The sequence below is a fragment of the Citrobacter sp. Cu231 genome, assembly GCF_030332265.1.
GTDB lineage: Bacteria > Pseudomonadota > Gammaproteobacteria > Enterobacterales > Enterobacteriaceae > Citrobacter > Citrobacter meridianamericanus.
Map to the genome: position 1 here is coordinate 1 of NZ_JAOWIE010000031.1, position 17,368 is coordinate 17,368.

Sequence of the window (17,368 nt, forward strand, 5' to 3'; positions counted from 1 at the left end):
GTTGGACAGACTGCGAGTGCAGCGAGCAGGCTGCCCGCAGGGCGAGCTAAGCGAGTCAATCCCCGCCTCACCGCCATATTACGAGTGCATATTATTAATTAGCATAGGATTTTTATTTTATCTTTGCTGCAATGCAACGGCTTAAAGGTACTGATAATGTTCTCTTCGCTGATAGCGGGGATATCGCCCCACTCAAGGTTTCTGCTCCACTTATCGCGGGCAACAGAAGCCATCACCCATTGCCCAGTCCTGCACAGTTGGCCCGCCAATACTCCCGATTAGTGCTGAGATATCAGCAAGCTGTTGGGTCAGCGAGAATGGCCGCATTACCTGTGGCTGCTCAGAAATGTCCTCCATCAGTCCGCGATACAAATCGGAAGTCTTCCCATTGATTTTTATCATCATTTACCGATACGACTATGATAAAATTGACCTTATTTTTTATATCAACCTGACTGTAAATGAGATTGAGTTCTGTAACAGAAAACTTTGCTCTTAAGAGCAGGTACGAGCCAGAATGAAGGGCTAAAAATGCTCTTCAGAAGGACATGTCGGTATGGCAAGCAAGGATACACATAAATGGTAAAGTTTCTGCGAAATGGACCCGCAGTTGTTGTTCTGGCATTTATATTATGGGGCCTGATCCCATTGTTTTATCAATATCTGTCCGGCGGAGCCCTTGCTGAGATTTTGATGTACAGAGTTTTCTGGTCTATACCTCTATTACTGCCAATAAGACTGTTATTTCGTAAGAGAACGTTTTTTCGCGATTTACTGAAAGATAAAACATCCTTCATATCCTGCATGATAGCAGGTTTGTTAATGGTAATTTCGTGGTCAGCTTTTATTTATGCACTAACAAATCATAAAGTACTTGATGCCAGTCTGGGATATTTTATCAATCCACTTATTGTCATTTCCCTTGGCTGTATTTTCCTTAAAGAAAAACTATCATTATTTCAGCTTATAGCGGTAATATCCGGGGTATGTGGTCTTGCCTATCAGATTATTTCCGCGAACAGTTTCCCTTCACTGGCGCTAATCATGGGGTTTTCTTTTGCATTGTACGGACTGGCGCGTAAATTTATCCATTACGATGCAATAACCTCAATCACACTTGAAACATTCTGGGCTCTGCCTGTCGCTATTATCATTTTTATATATACTGACTCTAGTATAACAACATCATCTGATATCCCTGTCTTTCTTTATATATTAACCGCTCCCGTTACAGTCATCCCGTTAGTGTTATTTGCGGTAGCGTTAAATCATACATCCCTTATTGTGACAGGTCTTGCACAGTATATAGAGCCATCACTGCAATTTCTCATTGCCATACTTATATTTAGAGAGATTATTAATTACCCCGAGTTATTGTGTTTTTCAGCAGTATGGTTTGGATTATTGCTATGTATATTTGAGAGTCTTTACTATCATTACCGACGTTATCCTCCGGGAGCTAAAAGGAATCATCCGGAAGGCACTTTACGGTAATGTACATGCTGAGTGTATAACTCAGTATGCATTTTCGTTTTACTGGAACACGCGCTCAGATATGAATGAGTAAACAACTCGAGTTTGTTTACTCAAGATTACCCCGTCATTTATCGAGATTATATAAAACGCCAACGAATCAGGTCTCCCCTGGTATTTTTTTGCTGACCAGTTTCATAAACATACAAAGCGAACACCTTTCAGCACAAAAAGTTACCAAAAATATACAGGGCATTATATCCGGAAAGAAGTCAGGAATGACGCACCCCCCATTTAAGATATTCAATTTGAACTTAATCTACGAAAATCGGCATATTTCGCGGGATTACATCCAATTAAGTTAGCCGTCATCGTTCAGAAATTTGTCCTGTCGTTCAAAATCGTGCATTCCCCCCATGTTCGCTGAAGCACATGATTTACTTCGCTATGTTGTTGACAACTCAACTCACCAGTTTACTCAATGAACAGCGATATGTTTGTAAAACACATTTTGTTTAACAAATATATATGTTCCTCTCTGTAGAATGAAAAAATTGTTTTATCAGGACAGGCTAACGAGAGAGCACCCTAATGATTATCAATAAAACTGGCATGTCAGACATGAATTCATTTAACAGTAATTTTTCGCATTAACAAAACAGTGTAGAGACTCCAGCATTTACACCTTGCACGTAAATGAATTTATACATCCTGGCTTAATGATAAATACTTATGAAAAATACATCATACCTAAGCTTTTTTAACAAAACTTTATTGGCACGTGACCCGTTACATGGCAAATGGAAGAACAAAAAATTTCGACTCATGTATCTTTTACGCTCTATGATAAGTCCAGTCTCCAGTGTTCGATATTATCAAGAATTACTTTCTCTTAAATCAATTGATAAGATTCTGGAGATGCAACCTACGTTACCAGCAAAAATTCATCGTCCCTATTTGTATAAAGGAGGGTTGGCACGAAATCGAAGGAAAAACATTGTCGGACACTACCGTTTTGTCCAAAGTTTACCAATGAACCAACAGGCGTTTTTATTACCAGACAAAGATGTGCTATTGGTTCAATTCACCGGAAAAAATGGTGAGGATTTTAATATTCACTGTTCTTCAGGCGGTTTTGATCGTGAAGGCGAACTGATGTTGTCTCTTAGTTTTAACAACATCCCGGTGGCCCGATTGTCCTTCTCGGTTATCCCGTCAAAAAAAGGACATTGTGCATTTATTGGCGGTTTGCAGGGGGCGCCAAAAAATATTGGTCCAGACATTATTCGGGACGCTACTAAAGCCTGCTATGGACTATTCCCTAAGCGGATCGTTTTTGAGGCACTTTGTTCATTGATGCGTTGCTGTGAAATCACTGATATTTTAGCAGTCAGTGAACAGAGCCATGTTTTCAGGCAATGGCGATACCGGTATAAGAAACGTAAATACTTTGTTGCCCTGTACAGTGATTTTTGGGAATCAGTTGCTGGTCGTCCATACGGTAAGTGGTATAAGTTGCCAATTTCTGTAGAGCGTAAGTCATTTAATGAGCTTGCCAGTAAAAAACGCGCGGAATACCGGAGACGGTATGCCTTGTTGGACCATATAAATGAGGAAATCATGATTCTTCTGCAAAATCAGATGTAAGATAATGACGTTACTCTGCTCGGAAACAGGCTGATGAATGCGACGTCCCATCAAAAGCGCTGCTGCCATTCCACGTCGGCCAACAATTATACGAACGTCCGCTGAGAGCTGTGATTTCAACGGGTCTATGCAACGCTATCCTTAATCAAAGGGGGACGTTGCAATAAAACGAAGAACGCTCATTTACTACACGCCCGAACAGAAAGCGACTATCTGGGACTGTCATAAATCCCCTCAAGCCCCGGATGCTGCCATAAACTGGCGGGTGTGACCGTTTTTCTGTCCCACGGAATGGCGCCCAGGAACCAGAACCGCCAGAACAGCAGATCGGCTCCCGGGTTATTTTTCAGTAACTGGCCAAAGGTCTCCACGCTGCCAACCTGAACACCCAACGCATCTCTGTAAATATCAAACACGAACTTTGAACAAAATTGCCGGGAACACTCGTAATCAAACCCCGTATGGTACAGTTTATGCAGACGTGTGGGGACCTGCTGCATCACTGCCAGCTTTTGTTCCACGGTCAGCCCTCCCTGCAGACGACGCACGGCATAACGTTGTCCGGCAGAACGCTGAATGAATGCCGACAGAGTAGTGATGCCGGAGAGGGGAATACGGCTTTCAGCCACCTGATAATCATCACCATGATATCCGGTGATGATCCCGACATGGTTGCACCAGCACCGCGAGGCGGTCGACACTTCACGGAACAAGGACGCTCCGATACAGGTAAAAACGATATCACCCGTTTCAAAAACGGCTGGGTAATTATTCTTCATGTTTTTTTCCATTCTTTTTCTAAACACGTTAACCGGTTTCAGCGCTGTTTTCCTGTATATCCCGCTATTAGCATGGCGATATTCCTCCATTAGCCTTTTAAGAATAAGAAAATAATGTCAAACATAGATTTAATGTCATACACAATTAATGAAAAAGTGATTAGATAAAATTCAACATTATCAAATATTGCCGCAACAACCTCTCCTTTTGATACATTTTGAATTTTCCTTCTTATTGGCTCAAGATAGTTATTAAGATAGAAAGAATATAGAACAGAAAATATAGCCACTAAAAACAGAGGGATAACTATTGTTTTTAAAATTATTGAATCGCAAAATTCATTAATAATTGAACCGATTACTTGCGAATAGATTGCAGTTGCAAAAAAACAATCAAATCGCTTATCAAAAAAATTGTATTTTTTGAATTTAATACCATCTTTAATATCTTCATTATTACTTGCCATCATCATTTTATCTCAATAACATTGTATTTCTCTTTAATTTCATATAAGGCAGCGCCAGAATCAGATTTTCTCTTGAAGCATGCTTCACCATGGAGTAGCCGCAGCGGTGGAAGTGGTTTTTCCAGGCGTGAGTGATTGTGGAAAGCGACTTGCTCACGCCCAAAGTCATTGCGGGCGCGGCCTTCGGGGAGTAATTTCTCGTAAACAAAAACCATGACTGAATTCTCAGGAAGGAAATATAACGATACCGTAGCGACCTGGGACGAGATTTGACAGAGGGTCAATAAAAATCAGACTAATTCAAATGATGGTTATCTCTGCTATATGTTAATGCCATTGAAGTGTCAGCACGGGAGTTCATGGGCAGCAGGTCTTGTTAATGTCGAGAGCTACATGGTGCAGAATGCCGCCAGGGTGTCCAGCTATCCGGGCCCAATATGGTACTGCAGCGCCAAACACCGCGGCTTACAATTTTCAAATATCGGATTAATGAAAAATCAATAATACCAGGAGTTTTCCTGCTCATCTGATCACCTTTGAACAGAATATTAATTTGCGGCATATCATATTTTTTTTGCTATTAATTTGGCATATAAGTATTACCCAGACTGGATTCTGGGTGACAAACTAACGTTATCCCATACATGTTGCAGATTTACTCTTATCAACAAGGAAATAATCAGTGAAAAAAATCATCATCCTCTCCCTGAGTTTATTATTTGTAAACAGTGCCCTTGCTGCCACTTCAGAATCATGCGAATCTTATAAAAAGCAGATGGATTCATACTTAATTAAAATGAAAGAAATGGGTACTCAGCAAACTCAGATAGATATGTTGTCACAGCAATTCGAACAGTCTTTTACACAGATTAAAAACCTGCCAGCAGAAAGTCAGGAAATGACATGTAAACAAGGACTTGACGCGCTCAAGCAAACAATGGAAGCCGCAAATATTAAATAAAAACCTAACTAAAACCACCTGTTAACGGTGGTTTTAGTTTAAAATTCTTTATGAATATACTGTTTAATCAAACTTTTATATTTCTTAATAATTACAGTTTCAGTTTATTTAACTCTTTGACACATAAGAAAACGGGACGCGCTGGTAAGATCACTCTCGAGCCCGGCAGGCACTTAAATCACATCACGGTTATCCTCAGAAAGATATAAAGAAAAAGGCGTGTAAACACATCATTGATAGTGTCCAGGCATTTCCAGAATGACAGGCGTCGTGGAACGGTTAATTCCTGCCCTCCGGCCAGCCATCGCTGCTCCGTGTGATTGTCTCCAGCTTTTCAACACAGCCACCTCTTCTTTCATTTACCGCTACTCTTCGTGGCAGAGCTGTCAGCCTGGAGTACTTTTTAAAACAGGGTTCAGTATGAGGAATGGAAAGGTCGAGTGGCAGCATCGGTAACTGGTCACCAGGATTAATTCACCATCAAATGATAATGATTGCCATTTATTATAATAATTTTTATCTTTAAAATTCAGTCTCTTTCCTGAGCCTGTCAGGCCCCCAGTCAAAAAATTTCCCTCCGTTTTTTTCTTCAACTGTCAGAGTTGAATCGAATGAAAAAAATCCATCTTATTTTCGCTTCAGTATCAAAAAAGCCCCGCGATTGCGGGGCCTCAGGATAGTAGAAATTTCGCTATCAGGATTTTGAACTCACTTCGAGGAGTATCTGATACATTGCATCTTTAGTTTGTAGCTTTTCTTTTTTCAGCTTTGCCACCTCCTGTCCATACCCGTGTCCATCTTCACCTTCCAGTCGTGCTATTTCATGATCAAGCGCGTTGTGCTTCTCAAACAGTGACTGAAAACGTGGGTGCTGTGTTTTTAAACGTGTAATTAACTCTCGATACTCTGGAAACATTAAACATCCCGGGATACGTTAAACACATCGCAGATAGCTCTCTTCTGCATCTCCAAACTATCGCCATCTGTGATATTTATGTGTGAGCATTGCCACATAACAGAAATCGTTTGAGGCTCCGTCGATACAGATTTTCACCAGCAAAAAACAGTGGCAATGCTATCTGCAGGCACTGGCAACAGGATAAGTGATGGTGATCTGCCTGCCATTACGGCTGAAGGTCAGTTTTGACACCGCTTCTTTCGGGGACGGTTTCAGACCAGCCGGACGGACAAACAGCTTTATACGGGTGGCGGCCGACAGCATCAGAACGTTTTTCCCTGCAGTCCCGGATTTATCAACAGCCGGAATGGCTTTGACCGAGAGATATAAAGAGGGTTTCACGGTCAGACGGTAGAGCGGGACCGGCATTCATCAGACGCAGGGTGTTCTCACTCCCCGGATTGCTGACATAAAGCGGTGGAGTGATGATAAAATCGTCAGCCTTTTTACCGTTGCGGTCTTCTGCCCGGGACTGCACCAAAAAGCGGGACGTGTCCGACGTGTTACGCACCGAAATGCTGGCTTCTTTTTGATCGGCAGGATAGATAATACGGGTTCAGCCCAGCACGATACCGCCGCCTGCATAGGCCATTGCCGGGAACCCCCCGGCCAGTAATACTGATACCACCCACTTTTTAGTAAAAAATGAGACAGACATGATTTATTCCTGAAAGAGGAAGTTCTTCCAAATTGTCGACGTCTTTGCAATTGTTATGTCACAGTCGTCCAGTACGATAGAGAATGCCGTGTCCCTGGTTGTGGTGCCGGTGCCTGTAAATGCATTTGCGGATACATCACCCAGAGGAACAGACTGATTTTTTGACGCCGAGACCAGGCTGCGGGTATCCACAACGACATTACCCTCGAATTTGATAACGCTAGTTTCCCCCGCAATATTCGACGCTGAAGATGCAAAAATAAAGAGTAAAAAAGAAACTAAATTTAAACGCATAACCGGATATAATCTTAGATTGTTAATTAATCATTATTATTCAACCCATTAAAGATAGAATAAATATTCAATACACGTACTGAGTTAAGTATCAATAAATATCGCGTGATAATATAAATATTATTTATAGCATTCTCATCATGATGATATATTTTTTTTCTTCGTACAGAGAATCAGTCATCATCAATATAAAACAATGAGTAACTCACAAAATAAAATCTTATATCCTCGGTGATTCTACCACACTCCGACATGAAGTAATGTTATTTATATTCATGCTCTCTATGAATACAAATAACATTGAAATAAGAAAAGTAATAATTTATTTTATTAAAATCTTCAAAAATGCCAGGTGTTTATTTGTGAACAAAAGTTTCAAAGGAATCACTGTTCTTTCCGCTGCCCGCAAACGCATCTCATGGACATTTGATACATTCAGGCATATCTGTGTTTCTTTTTCTGGGGGCAAAGATTCGACAGTACTCCTGCATCTTGTCGCTGAGTCTGCAAGAAGACAAAAAAGGAAAATATCGGTACTGTTCATCGATTGGGAAGCGCAATTTTCTCTGACTATTGAGCATATCGAAAAGATGAAACATCTGTACGCTGATGTTATTGATAATTTCTACTGGGTGGCACTCCCCATGACGACTGTCAGTGGAGTATCCCAGCATGAGCCCGAATGGGTGGCCTGGGCACCGGGCGCTCAGTGGGTTCGAAAACCACCACATGGTGCTATCACGGATGAGTCTTTTTTCTCCTTTTACAAACATGCAATGACATTCGAGGAATTCATCCCCGCATTCTCCCGCTGGCTGACAAAAAAGAATGGCGATTATTCCCAGATTATACTCGTGGGTATACGGGCTGATGAATCACTGCACCGAATGATGGCCATCAGCTCGCACTCGAAATTGCGCTACGCCGATGACAAACCGTGGACAACAGCATCAGTTGAAGGTACGTATTATACTGCCTATCCCCTTTATGACTGGAAAGCCAGTGATATATGGACGTACTGTGCCAAAGAGAACAAAGCATATAACTCACTGTATGATTTAATGTACCAGGCAGGAGTTCCTCTTGGAAGTATGCGCGTGTGTGAACCTTTTGGACCTGAACAAAGACGAGGCCTCTGGCTTTACCATGTTCTGGAACCTGATACCTGGGAGCGGATGTGTTACCGGGTAGCTGGCGCGAACAGTGGAGCCTGTTACGGAAGTCAGAGCGGGGAATTTTTTGCACTACATAAAAGCATCACCAAACCAGAACATCACACCTGGGAAAGTTATGCCTATTTTTTACTGGAAAGCATGCCCGAACACACAGCAGAACATTACCGGAACAAGCTGGCGATTTATCTCAAGTGGTATCTGGAGCACGACTGGCCGCACGGCATTCCTGACGAGCAAGAAAAGGACCTGGGTTGTAAAGATATTCCGTCCTGGCGAAGAATATGCAAGACACTAATAAGAAATGATTTCTGGTGCCAGCGACTTTCTTTCAGCCCCAACGCCCCCCGACATTACAAGCGTTACCTTGAGCGAATGAAACAAAAGCGTCAGCAATGGGGAATAATATAATGATGTCTTTAAAAGATTTACTGGCTGAAGTTGATACTTTTTTCGAAAATATAATTGACGAGAAGCAAAAAATTGAAGTGCTTAACACCTTTAAAAAAGCACTACATCAACATAGTCCGTTTTCAGGTGAACCGGTTGACTGTGTGCTCTGGATTCAGTCAACGGCACTACATCCCAATGATTATAATCCAAATGTCATGGCTCCCCCGGAAAAAAAACTGCTTCAGCGGTCCCTTGAAACCGATGGGTATACCCAGCCTGTTGTTGTGACAGCGTGTGCTAAAGGCTATGCCATCATTGATGGCTTCCATCGTTATTCTCTGGGCAAATCTAAACCTGTGCTGCGGAAAAAACTGAATGGTTATCTCCCTGTTACGCTGGTAACGGAACGAAACCTGAAACCGGCCGATCGCATTGCAGCAACCATCCGTCATAATCGTGCCAGAGGAAAACATCATATAGCCGCAATGAGTGCGATTGTACAGGACCTGTATAAACTGGGCTGGGGTGATGCCCGAATTTCTGAAGAGTTAGGCATGGATGCTGACGAAGTGCTGAGACTAAAGCAAATCAGCGGGCTGGCGGAATTGTTCCAGGAAAAGGAGTACAGCGAGGCGTGGACCGTGAAGTAGTGATGGCTGGTATGTGCGCCAGTTTAAATGGAGATTTGAATCGGCGCTAAATTTACTGTTCTTTAATTTAACGTCAAAGCAGCATAACTGCGTATTACCATGAAGGAGATCGGTGAGCAACGGCGTTTGTCATAGAAATTGTCGCTTAATGCAATAAAATTACGTTATGACGTTTCTTTTTCAGGGTTCAAATAAACTTCTGATATGTAGTCCCAGTGACGTAGTTGCTTACTCTAATGTTCAGGATGAGCGCCCAGGCTAATTAACAGACCGATTTTCTGGCTGCCAGCATTTTCTCGTCCAGACTTTGATGGCGTTCTTCTGGCGTGATATATTTTATCCCACTATGTTTATGTTCAACGTTGTACCAGTTTGTGAAACTGCCACCCTATGCTCTGGCATCATCTCAAGTGCGATTATGCCGGAGGATCTCTAAATGTGAATGGCACGATTATGCGGGATACTTACAACAGTTTTTGATAGTTTTAGATATACGTTTTTTTATTAAAGATCGCGAAGAACTTTGATGCCTTCAAGAGTAATTAGATCTTGCAATATCCTTGCATAGTATATTGAACTGGCAGTACCCTTCTCATTAAATGTAGCCTTTACAATATTATTTTCGAGGGCACTATCCACACAGAGTTGGGCATGTAATAATGCTGGACTACATGTACCAAATTTTACAATCACGTTCCGCCTGTCCTCGCTGACCGACCTTATACTGAGCCCATATGTTTCAGCATATAATTTGCAACTTTGATTAGAAAGCATTCCCACAATGGACGCTTTTTCGGCAATGGTAACTCTATCGACAATAGATTGTTCCGGCAGTGCCCCAAAGTTATTTTTTACTTCATCCGCAACACTATTCAAAATGTTTTTAAGATGACTGGTGATCGCCTGAAGACTAATTGTTCCATCCAAATAATAGACATAATCACGCTGAAGGTGCAGATGATAGTTTGATAATGCTCTAGATCTAAGCTCAATAATGATTACTATCATGGAAGGATCTGTGATGACTTGTGTAATAATTTTATGTTGTTTTTCAGTATAAGGAAGCCCACCAGTCATAACAAAAATATGTTTATTAGACAAAATGCTACGCGACGGTAGATTCTCTAAGATGTTACAAACCCCTATGGCTGCTGGAGAATTATCATTCGTTAATAATAATCTCATATTTCCCATCATATTATACTTCTCCTGTTCATCTCATCAAGAGAATTAGTAACTCATTACAAAAATACCACCAACCACCATGCTTCGTATTATCACACTTGCACTCAGTGAAACACCCACCATCATAGTTAAATATAATAAATTAACTTCATCAATAGCATTAATTACTTCTTTGGTAGCGCCTGAAGCTACCAAAGAAGTAATAGAGAAATAGTTGGTAAGTTCTGTGTGCTATTTATTTTCTTGCATTGATATTTTCAGAAACATACCTACTAATTAACCCCTCACGAATATAACGATGAAAAATGTCATCACCCATAATTTTATGCCAGTAAAGATAATTTGTGATTTTTATTTTATTCTTAGTTTTTACTTGGGCAAGCCCACGCTTATTAATAATATCATCAGATAATGAACATATTGCATCAGAATGACTTAGCAACGTAATTGCCGCATTCGCTGAAGATGTTTTTAATACACACCTCATGTTATTAATTGCCTCTCCCCAATGTTCATTCGCATAAGAATTGGCTTTTTCTCGAAAAAGAATATCTATCCAAGGATATTTAACTATATCTGCAAGTTGAACTGTTTTATTTGCCAGAGGGTGATCTGCTCTAACTGCCAGGCAAAATTCTGTTTCTATTAATTTACTGGAGCATATAGCTCCTGATAAATTGTCGCTGGAACCAAAGAAAAAGTCAATTTTCCCCTCATTTAAATCTGAAATGCAAGAATCATATCTATTAAAAACTTCGAAGGTTACATTATCACGAATATTTTCATCATGAGCAAAATCATAAAATAGTACAGATACATCCTCAATATAAGTATCTTCAGGCACACATATTCTATAGATATCCTTTATTGGATGTGGATGTAAATTTTTATTCTTCTTTTTTAGCAATACCTCAAGGTCAGCAACAACATTTCCAAGTGTCGGATAGATTTGTTCAGCAAAGGGAGTTAGCATCATCCCTGCTGCGGTTCGAACTAATAATTGATCATCAAACATTTCACGCAAACGATTTAGCTGATGGCTAACTGCAGACTGACCTATATATAGTTGTTTTGCAGTTCTACTCACTTGCCTGTTTTCCAATAAAAAATATAAAGTAACTAATAAGTTGATATCACTCCTGATTACTTTTGAAAAATTATTTTGCAACATATGATTCCCTTTGCACTAGAAAATTTATGTTATGAAGCATAACATTTTATTAATTATTATCAGCATATTTTCTTAAAACTAAATGTAAGTATCATTTACATCATTGGTAATGGAGGGTTTATGCACCCTTTATCATGAGTATGATAAAGGGTGCAGAACATCTTAAACAGTATACTCGTAAGTCGCTTGCTAAAAAATACTCAAAAGGTATATGTAATGCCCATAGACAATATACTATCCCAAGAATCTTCCACCATTGGACTGTCAGTTATTTCATCACTTAAACGTGTCCAGCGACCTACACCATATATATTCCAGTTGGATAAAAACTCATAACTGACTGATAATTCAGCATAAGGATTGATACTTGCATCTGGAGTATACGTGTTAATTCCACTACGTTTTGATTCGTATTTTGACACTCCATAATAATAATCATTCTGATTATCACTGTTCCATTTGAAACCTATTGCAGGGGTAATTGTGAATGCTCCATTTTCATAGCGGTACAACCAAGCCATGTCGACAACCATCCCATCGCTGTTATCGAGTACATCGCCAGCTAAGGCAGCTCTTAACGATCCATAACGCGTTTTGTGAACATATGAAAGCCCGGCCATCATTGTTCCTTTACGTGTTAGTAAACGCCGCATTTCCCGGCTATCGCTATCGTCATGCTTAAATTGTGTAGGATCATAATAACCAATAATCGACAATTTATCTGTGGCATCATTGAAGAGATAGTAACCCGCCCCCAGTCCATTTATCCAGAAATTGTCGCCTTTGTAATTAATGACAGGAAACGGGGTGGTTTGCATGTCATAGTCCTTATAGGGAGTATTTAATGCAATAATCCCGGTACCTAATGACAGTTCCGCTCGCGCAGAAACAATGATGCAGTTTGTAAGTAACAATGTTAATGGTAATATAATGTGCCTTTTTTTTAAATTCATTTTACTACCTATTAAATAGTTTTCTTTCACAAATATTCTTATATGATATTTTTTTATGCTCATTTTGCAAGTCATTAATATTCATTATTATCATGAGTACAATTAATAATTCTATACATAACTTATATTCATTTAATAAAACACATCACTCTTTAATATTGCTGGAAATGTATTTTGCATAAAAATAACTCATAACCAACCCAAGAATCAAATAAAATAAATGACATTGTTTTTATATGATTAGAGAATATAAAAAAGCCTCAAACATACGTTTGAGGCAAAAATAAAATAAACATCAAAATATATAGCAAACAGTGGCAAAGACAAGCTTAACGTAGAGTATTCCAGCTGTAAAATTATTAACATTCATAGCTATTATGCTTAACCACGCCAACAAAAAATCAATTAAACTGTATTTTCTAACGTTGGCGTCCATCTTAGGGGTGACCATAAAAAAGAAGAACCACTGGTTCTTCTTTTGATAATTGCTTTAAATGAATAATTTTCTTGGAAACTAGAACTGGTAAACCAATCCTAATGCAACAATATCATTAGTACCGATACCATTACTCTCGTAGAATGAATCATCTTCGTCCAACAGATTGATCTTGTAATCAACGTAGGTAGACATATTTTTATTGAAGTAGTAGGTTGCGCCTACATCAACATATTTAACAAGATCTTTATCGCCGCTGGTTCCCGCAGGGCCTGTTGCATTTCCTCGCAGAGTCAGATCTTTACCTTTAGACATCAGGAAGGATACCGCCGGACGCAGACCAAAGTCGAATTGGTATTGCGCGGTAACTTCAAAGTTCTGCGTTTTGTTGGCTATGGTATTACTGCTGTCACCATAAGGCGTCATGTTGCGAGTTTCCGAGTACATCGTTGCGAAATAGATGTTGTTTGCATCATATTTCGCACCAACGGTCCACGCATCCGCTTTGTCGCCGCCCGCAGTAGACTTGCTCGTTTGCTCACTGGTACGATCGGACGTACTGTAAGCCGCGCCGGCACTGAAGCCCATGCCAATATCATAAGTAGATGAGATACCAAAGCCGTCGCCGTTAGAGCTCTTCATATTGCGGTCACCGCCGTTACCTGTACCTTCTTGTTCAGGTGACTGATTTTCGTTAGCACCTTGGTACTGTAAAGCAAAGGCCAAACCATCAACCAGACCAAAGAAATTGCCATTTCGATAGGTTGCCAGGCCACTTGCACGATGAGTCATAAAGTTATCGGCTTTGGAGTAAGAATCACCACCAAACTCAGGTAATGTATCGGTCCACGCTTCAATGTCATACAGTACGCCATAATTACGGCCATAATCGAATGAACCGTAATCACCAAATTTCAGACCAGCAAAGGCAACACGAGTCCATGAATCATTACCGCCATTCTCGGTTTGATTAGCCTGCATCTGGTATTCCCACTGACCATAACCAGTCAGTTGTTCGGAAATCTGTGTCTCACCTCTGAAACCAAATCGAACATACGATTGATCTCCATCATTATTTGAGTCATCAGAAAAGTAATGCAGGCCATCTACCTTACCGTAGAGATCAAGCTTGTTGCCATCTTTATTGTACACTTCTGCAGCATGTGCTGTCCCCATTCCCAGTAATGCGGGAATAACCAGAGCCAGTGCTTTTCTTTTCATGTTTTAGGATCCTTTATTTTATAAAACCATGCTAGATATTGATGAGATTGAGCGAGGTGCACAACCTCTGTTATTACATCTCCTTCGTATTCCACTAACGTTAACACTGGATGTACGCTATCATTTGATAATATCCCAGCCACGCTTAATGCAATACATTACGCCATATATATAGCACAAGTTAATCTTTAAGTTCCGCACAAGAAACGGATTAATTTTAATCACCATTATTATTGAGATTAATTATAATGATTTATAATAAAACCCCATAATTTTAACTTCTTAGGTAAGTGAAACAGAAGCACCAGAAAGCAATTAAAAAATCAGTGGCAGGTAGAGAGTAGCATTGTAAAGACGCCTAAAAGAATATTAATAAGGGTACTTAACTGAGAATACGTTTGGATGTTCCAGACAACAATATAAAAAATTAGCGTAAAGCGTAATTCCGTAATGCGGTCATTAGACAACTTTGCGAAAGCAACCACATTTTCAGGTAAACGCGAACTATGTTATATTCAGAATTAGCTGGAAAGAATGAGGCTCACTACAATGAAACATTGATGAACAGGTGTTACGGTACCGAGATTAACCGGTGAGTTTTTGGTCAGCCACAGTGCTATTACGTGTTCGTTAGAGCATTGTTTTGCCCCACCGCTCAGGGGATTCACTACATATTAGTGATTTTAATCCTATCGAGCTGCCTTACCGATCATTCCACCGGCACCAGCGCCAACGGTAGCCCCGGCAATAGCTCCCCCAGCTGTTTTATCCATCGCAACAGCACCTGTTGCTGTTAATATGTAACTTAACCCAATAATTGACATTGCGTCGAAAACCAGACAGTGAAGTCATTGTGTGTTCGAATCTGAGCGGATACTCTGGCAGAGGTTTTGAAAACGGTTCTATAAAACCCGGGCTCTGATCTTCGATTACATTGAAGTGTTCTACAACTGGGTCTGACACCACTGTCACCTTGATGATATAAGCCCTGAGACTCTCGAACAGGTTTTGTTACAAGAGCATAAAATGTCTATTGTCATGAGGTCCGTCCATAAATGGCTCTGAGGTGTAGATTCATTGTTATTTACAATCCCCCCTCGCCCCAGGAATATTAATAAAGATATTTAACACAATTAATTTGCAAGATAAGCATTACACTGGCAATATAGTTTTGCGTATATGAGTAGGTGAACTGTTCTTACTTTCCTTTGAAGTTTTATTGCCTCAACCTTTTTGGGTTGAGGCTTTTTTTTCTTTTTAACTCACTGATTCAATGATGTAATTGCTGTCCAGTTTAATCCTTTCTGGCTGTCACTTGCCACAATTTCATCATATCTGATGCACAGTCAATATTGGAAATCCCTTTCAACTCCCCCCCTGTATAAACGATGTTACGTTCATATTAATTTCGTTCAGCCAAGTGAACTAAAAGGTGCCGCAAGCAATCCAAAAACCAAGCTCTTTACAAAAGGTCTGATTATCGCATTATTTTTTATCACCAAAGTAGCTAATTAATGTGGCTACCGTCCAGCTAACCATTAATGTACCAACAAGTCCTTCAGCCGCCCCAGTTAATCGGAACCCCTCAGGTAAAAGTACATCACCGTAACCAACAGTTGCATAACTGGCCAGTGAAAAATACATGGATGTTTCCATATCTGGCAAAGCATCATTAACATAATAAAATATTGCAAAAATGGATGCTTCCATACAATGAATCAATAAAACAGACACCATCACAAATAACATCTCAATTTTTATAAAAAATGAACTCCTGACGCACTTCACTGTTTTTCTTTGAAGTAAGAAGCTGCTCCACGCCGTATGCATCATGACCATAACAGAGATTAACCCTGTCAAATAATACAATTGCTTAATCATTACCCACCTACTTAGTAGTCAAAAAAACACTCAAGAGATATGCCAGGAAAAATTATTGACAGGATATGTAAATTTTTTTGGTGTTATACACTGGATATCTTGTAAAAAATCGGCCGACAACCCCATCAGTCTACTCTTGAGATACAGGTAGGCTTTCCATAGAGCAGGGATTTTGTGTTCAGTAGTTTTTTCTATGTTTACCCTGGCTTCATTTCTCATAGAAGTTAGCATTACAGCTTGTAAGATAAAATACAGTGTAACTGGCACGAATTGTAAGCAACGTTTTACCCGCACTTAGTGGATTACTTCCCCACACCTTTCCTTATGCGTTAGCACCATCTCACACACAGTGAATATATCTGTAATAAGGACAAAAAGCGCCCCCTCGCTGATATTGTATTCTCTGGATATCGCTAGACTGGCCCCCTGAATCTCCAGACAACCAATATCACTTAAATAAGTGATAGTCTTAATACTAGTTTTTAGACTAGTCATTGGAGAACAGATGATTGATGTCTTAGGGCCGGAGAAACGCAGACGGCGTACTACACAGGAAAAGATCGCTATCGTTCAGCAGAGCTTTGAACCGGGAATGACGGTCTCCCTTGTTGCCCGGCAACATGGTGTGGCAGCCAGCCAGTTATTTCTCTGGCGTAAGCAATACCAGGAGGGAAGTCTTACTGCTGTGGCTGCCGGAGAACAGGTCGTTCCAGCCTCTGAACTTGCTGCCGCCATGAAGCAGATTAAAGAACTCCAGCGTCTGCTCGGCAAAAAAACGATGGAAAATGAACTCCTTAAAGAAGCCGTTGAATATGGGCGAGCAAAAAAGTGGATAGCGCACGCGCCCTTATTGCCCGGGGATGGGGAGTAAGCTTCGTCAGCCGTTGTCTCCGGGTGTCGCGTGCGCAGTTGCACGTCATTCTCAGACGAGCCGATGACTGGAAGGACGGCCGCCGCAGCCGTCACACGGATGATACGGATGTGCTTCGCCGTATACACCATGTTATCGGAGAGCTGCCCACGTATGGTTATCGTCGGGTATGGGCGCTGCTTCGCAGACAGGCAGAAC

General features: G+C 40.6%; 17 protein-coding genes and 1 pseudogene. 6 read left to right on the plus strand and 12 right to left on the minus strand.

What is annotated here, in order from left to right; all coding sequences use genetic code 11:
- The first annotated feature begins 579 nt into the window (after positions 1-579).
- Together rarD and OGY15_RS06455 are read left to right on the plus strand one after the other, a co-directional pair.
- Positions 580-1,494 carry an EamA family transporter RarD gene (rarD, locus tag OGY15_RS06450; RefSeq protein WP_286538829.1) on the plus strand — a complete coding sequence of 305 codons (915 nt, stop codon included), beginning with the start codon at positions 580-582 and terminating at the stop codon, positions 1,492-1,494.
- Positions 1,495-2,205: 711 nt separating this feature from the next.
- Positions 2,206-3,120: a VirK/YbjX family protein gene (locus tag OGY15_RS06455; RefSeq protein ID WP_286538831.1), complete on the plus strand. Its 915-nt coding sequence runs from the start codon at positions 2,206-2,208 to the stop codon at positions 3,118-3,120.
- A gap of 209 nt (positions 3,121-3,329) precedes the next feature.
- Here OGY15_RS06455 and OGY15_RS06460 read toward each other — a convergent pair whose 3' ends face one another.
- From OGY15_RS06460 to OGY15_RS06470, 3 genes are all read right to left on the minus strand, one after another.
- Positions 3,330-3,899 (minus strand): YebB family permuted papain-like enzyme, encoded by a 570-nt coding sequence (locus OGY15_RS06460; RefSeq protein WP_286538833.1) that lies wholly within the window; start codon positions 3,897-3,899, stop codon positions 3,330-3,332.
- 89 nt (positions 3,900-3,988) lie between these two features.
- On the minus strand, positions 3,989-4,372 hold the full coding sequence (locus OGY15_RS06465; protein ID WP_187259666.1) for a hypothetical protein: 384 nt from the start codon (positions 4,370-4,372) through the stop codon (positions 3,989-3,991).
- Positions 4,369-4,581: a hypothetical protein gene (locus OGY15_RS06470; protein WP_286538836.1), complete on the minus strand. Its 213-nt coding sequence runs from the start codon at positions 4,579-4,581 to the stop codon at positions 4,369-4,371. The genes OGY15_RS06465 and OGY15_RS06470 overlap by 4 nt, the downstream gene beginning before the upstream one ends.
- A gap of 467 nt (positions 4,582-5,048) precedes the next feature.
- Here OGY15_RS06470 and OGY15_RS06475 point away from each other — a divergent pair, with 467 nt between their 5' ends.
- Positions 5,049-5,327 carry a DUF5339 domain-containing protein gene (locus tag OGY15_RS06475; RefSeq protein WP_151218808.1) on the plus strand — a complete coding sequence of 93 codons (279 nt, stop codon included), beginning with the start codon at positions 5,049-5,051 and terminating at the stop codon, positions 5,325-5,327.
- A gap of 694 nt (positions 5,328-6,021) precedes the next feature.
- Here the strand turns inward: OGY15_RS06475 and OGY15_RS06480 are convergent.
- From OGY15_RS06480 to OGY15_RS24795, 4 genes are all read right to left on the minus strand, one after another.
- Entirely contained in the window at positions 6,022-6,243 is a 222-nt protein-coding gene (locus tag OGY15_RS06480; protein ID WP_151218806.1) for an HP1242/YdcH family protein, read from the minus strand.
- 159 nt (positions 6,244-6,402) lie between these two features.
- Positions 6,403-6,654, minus strand: coding sequence for a fimbria/pilus periplasmic chaperone (locus OGY15_RS06485; protein WP_210904929.1), 252 nt, complete (start codon positions 6,652-6,654; stop codon positions 6,403-6,405).
- The gene (locus OGY15_RS24665) at positions 6,581-6,796 is read right to left on the minus strand and encodes a fimbria/pilus periplasmic chaperone (RefSeq protein ID WP_353655348.1); all 216 of its coding nucleotides are present in this window, start codon (positions 6,794-6,796) and stop codon (positions 6,581-6,583) included. The genes OGY15_RS06485 and OGY15_RS24665 overlap by 74 nt, the downstream gene beginning before the upstream one ends.
- Before the next feature lie 150 nt (positions 6,797-6,946).
- Positions 6,947-7,237: a fimbrial protein gene (locus OGY15_RS24795; protein ID WP_502872280.1), complete on the minus strand. Its 291-nt coding sequence runs from the start codon at positions 7,235-7,237 to the stop codon at positions 6,947-6,949.
- Between the two features lie 362 nt (positions 7,238-7,599).
- Between OGY15_RS24795 and OGY15_RS06490 the strand changes: the two genes are divergently transcribed.
- Both OGY15_RS06490 and OGY15_RS06495 read left to right on the plus strand, forming a co-directional pair.
- Positions 7,600-8,820, plus strand: coding sequence for a phosphoadenosine phosphosulfate reductase (locus OGY15_RS06490; RefSeq protein WP_286538841.1), 1,221 nt, complete (start codon positions 7,600-7,602; stop codon positions 8,818-8,820).
- A 2-nt stretch (positions 8,821-8,822) separates the two neighbouring features.
- On the plus strand, positions 8,823-9,452 hold the full coding sequence (locus tag OGY15_RS06495; protein ID WP_151225212.1) for an IbrB-like domain-containing protein: 630 nt from the start codon (positions 8,823-8,825) through the stop codon (positions 9,450-9,452).
- 504 nt (positions 9,453-9,956) lie between these two features.
- Here OGY15_RS06495 and OGY15_RS06500 read toward each other — a convergent pair.
- The 5 genes from OGY15_RS06500 to OGY15_RS06520 all read right to left on the minus strand — a co-directional run bounded on the left by OGY15_RS06500 (position 9,957) and on the right by OGY15_RS06520 (position 16,299).
- Positions 9,957-10,649, minus strand: coding sequence for a hypothetical protein (locus OGY15_RS06500; RefSeq protein WP_187259671.1), 693 nt, complete (start codon positions 10,647-10,649; stop codon positions 9,957-9,959).
- Between the two features lie 223 nt (positions 10,650-10,872).
- Positions 10,873-11,808 carry a LysR family transcriptional regulator gene (locus OGY15_RS06505; protein WP_210904927.1) on the minus strand — a complete coding sequence of 312 codons (936 nt, stop codon included), beginning with the start codon at positions 11,806-11,808 and terminating at the stop codon, positions 10,873-10,875.
- A 200-nt stretch (positions 11,809-12,008) separates the two neighbouring features.
- Positions 12,009-12,761 (minus strand): MipA/OmpV family protein, encoded by a 753-nt coding sequence (locus tag OGY15_RS06510; protein ID WP_187259771.1) that lies wholly within the window; start codon positions 12,759-12,761, stop codon positions 12,009-12,011.
- Positions 12,762-13,275: 514 nt separating this feature from the next.
- A complete protein-coding gene (gene ompC / locus OGY15_RS06515) occupies positions 13,276-14,418 on the minus strand; it encodes a porin OmpC (RefSeq protein ID WP_286538845.1) in 1,143 nt (380 codons plus the stop codon).
- Positions 14,419-15,903: 1,485 nt separating this feature from the next.
- Positions 15,904-16,299: an ion channel gene (locus OGY15_RS06520; protein WP_151218004.1), complete on the minus strand. Its 396-nt coding sequence runs from the start codon at positions 16,297-16,299 to the stop codon at positions 15,904-15,906.
- 505 nt (positions 16,300-16,804) lie between these two features.
- Between OGY15_RS06520 and OGY15_RS06525 the strand changes: the two are divergent.
- Positions 16,805-17,368 (plus strand): annotated as a pseudogene (locus tag OGY15_RS06525) (transposase); the annotation flags it as partial.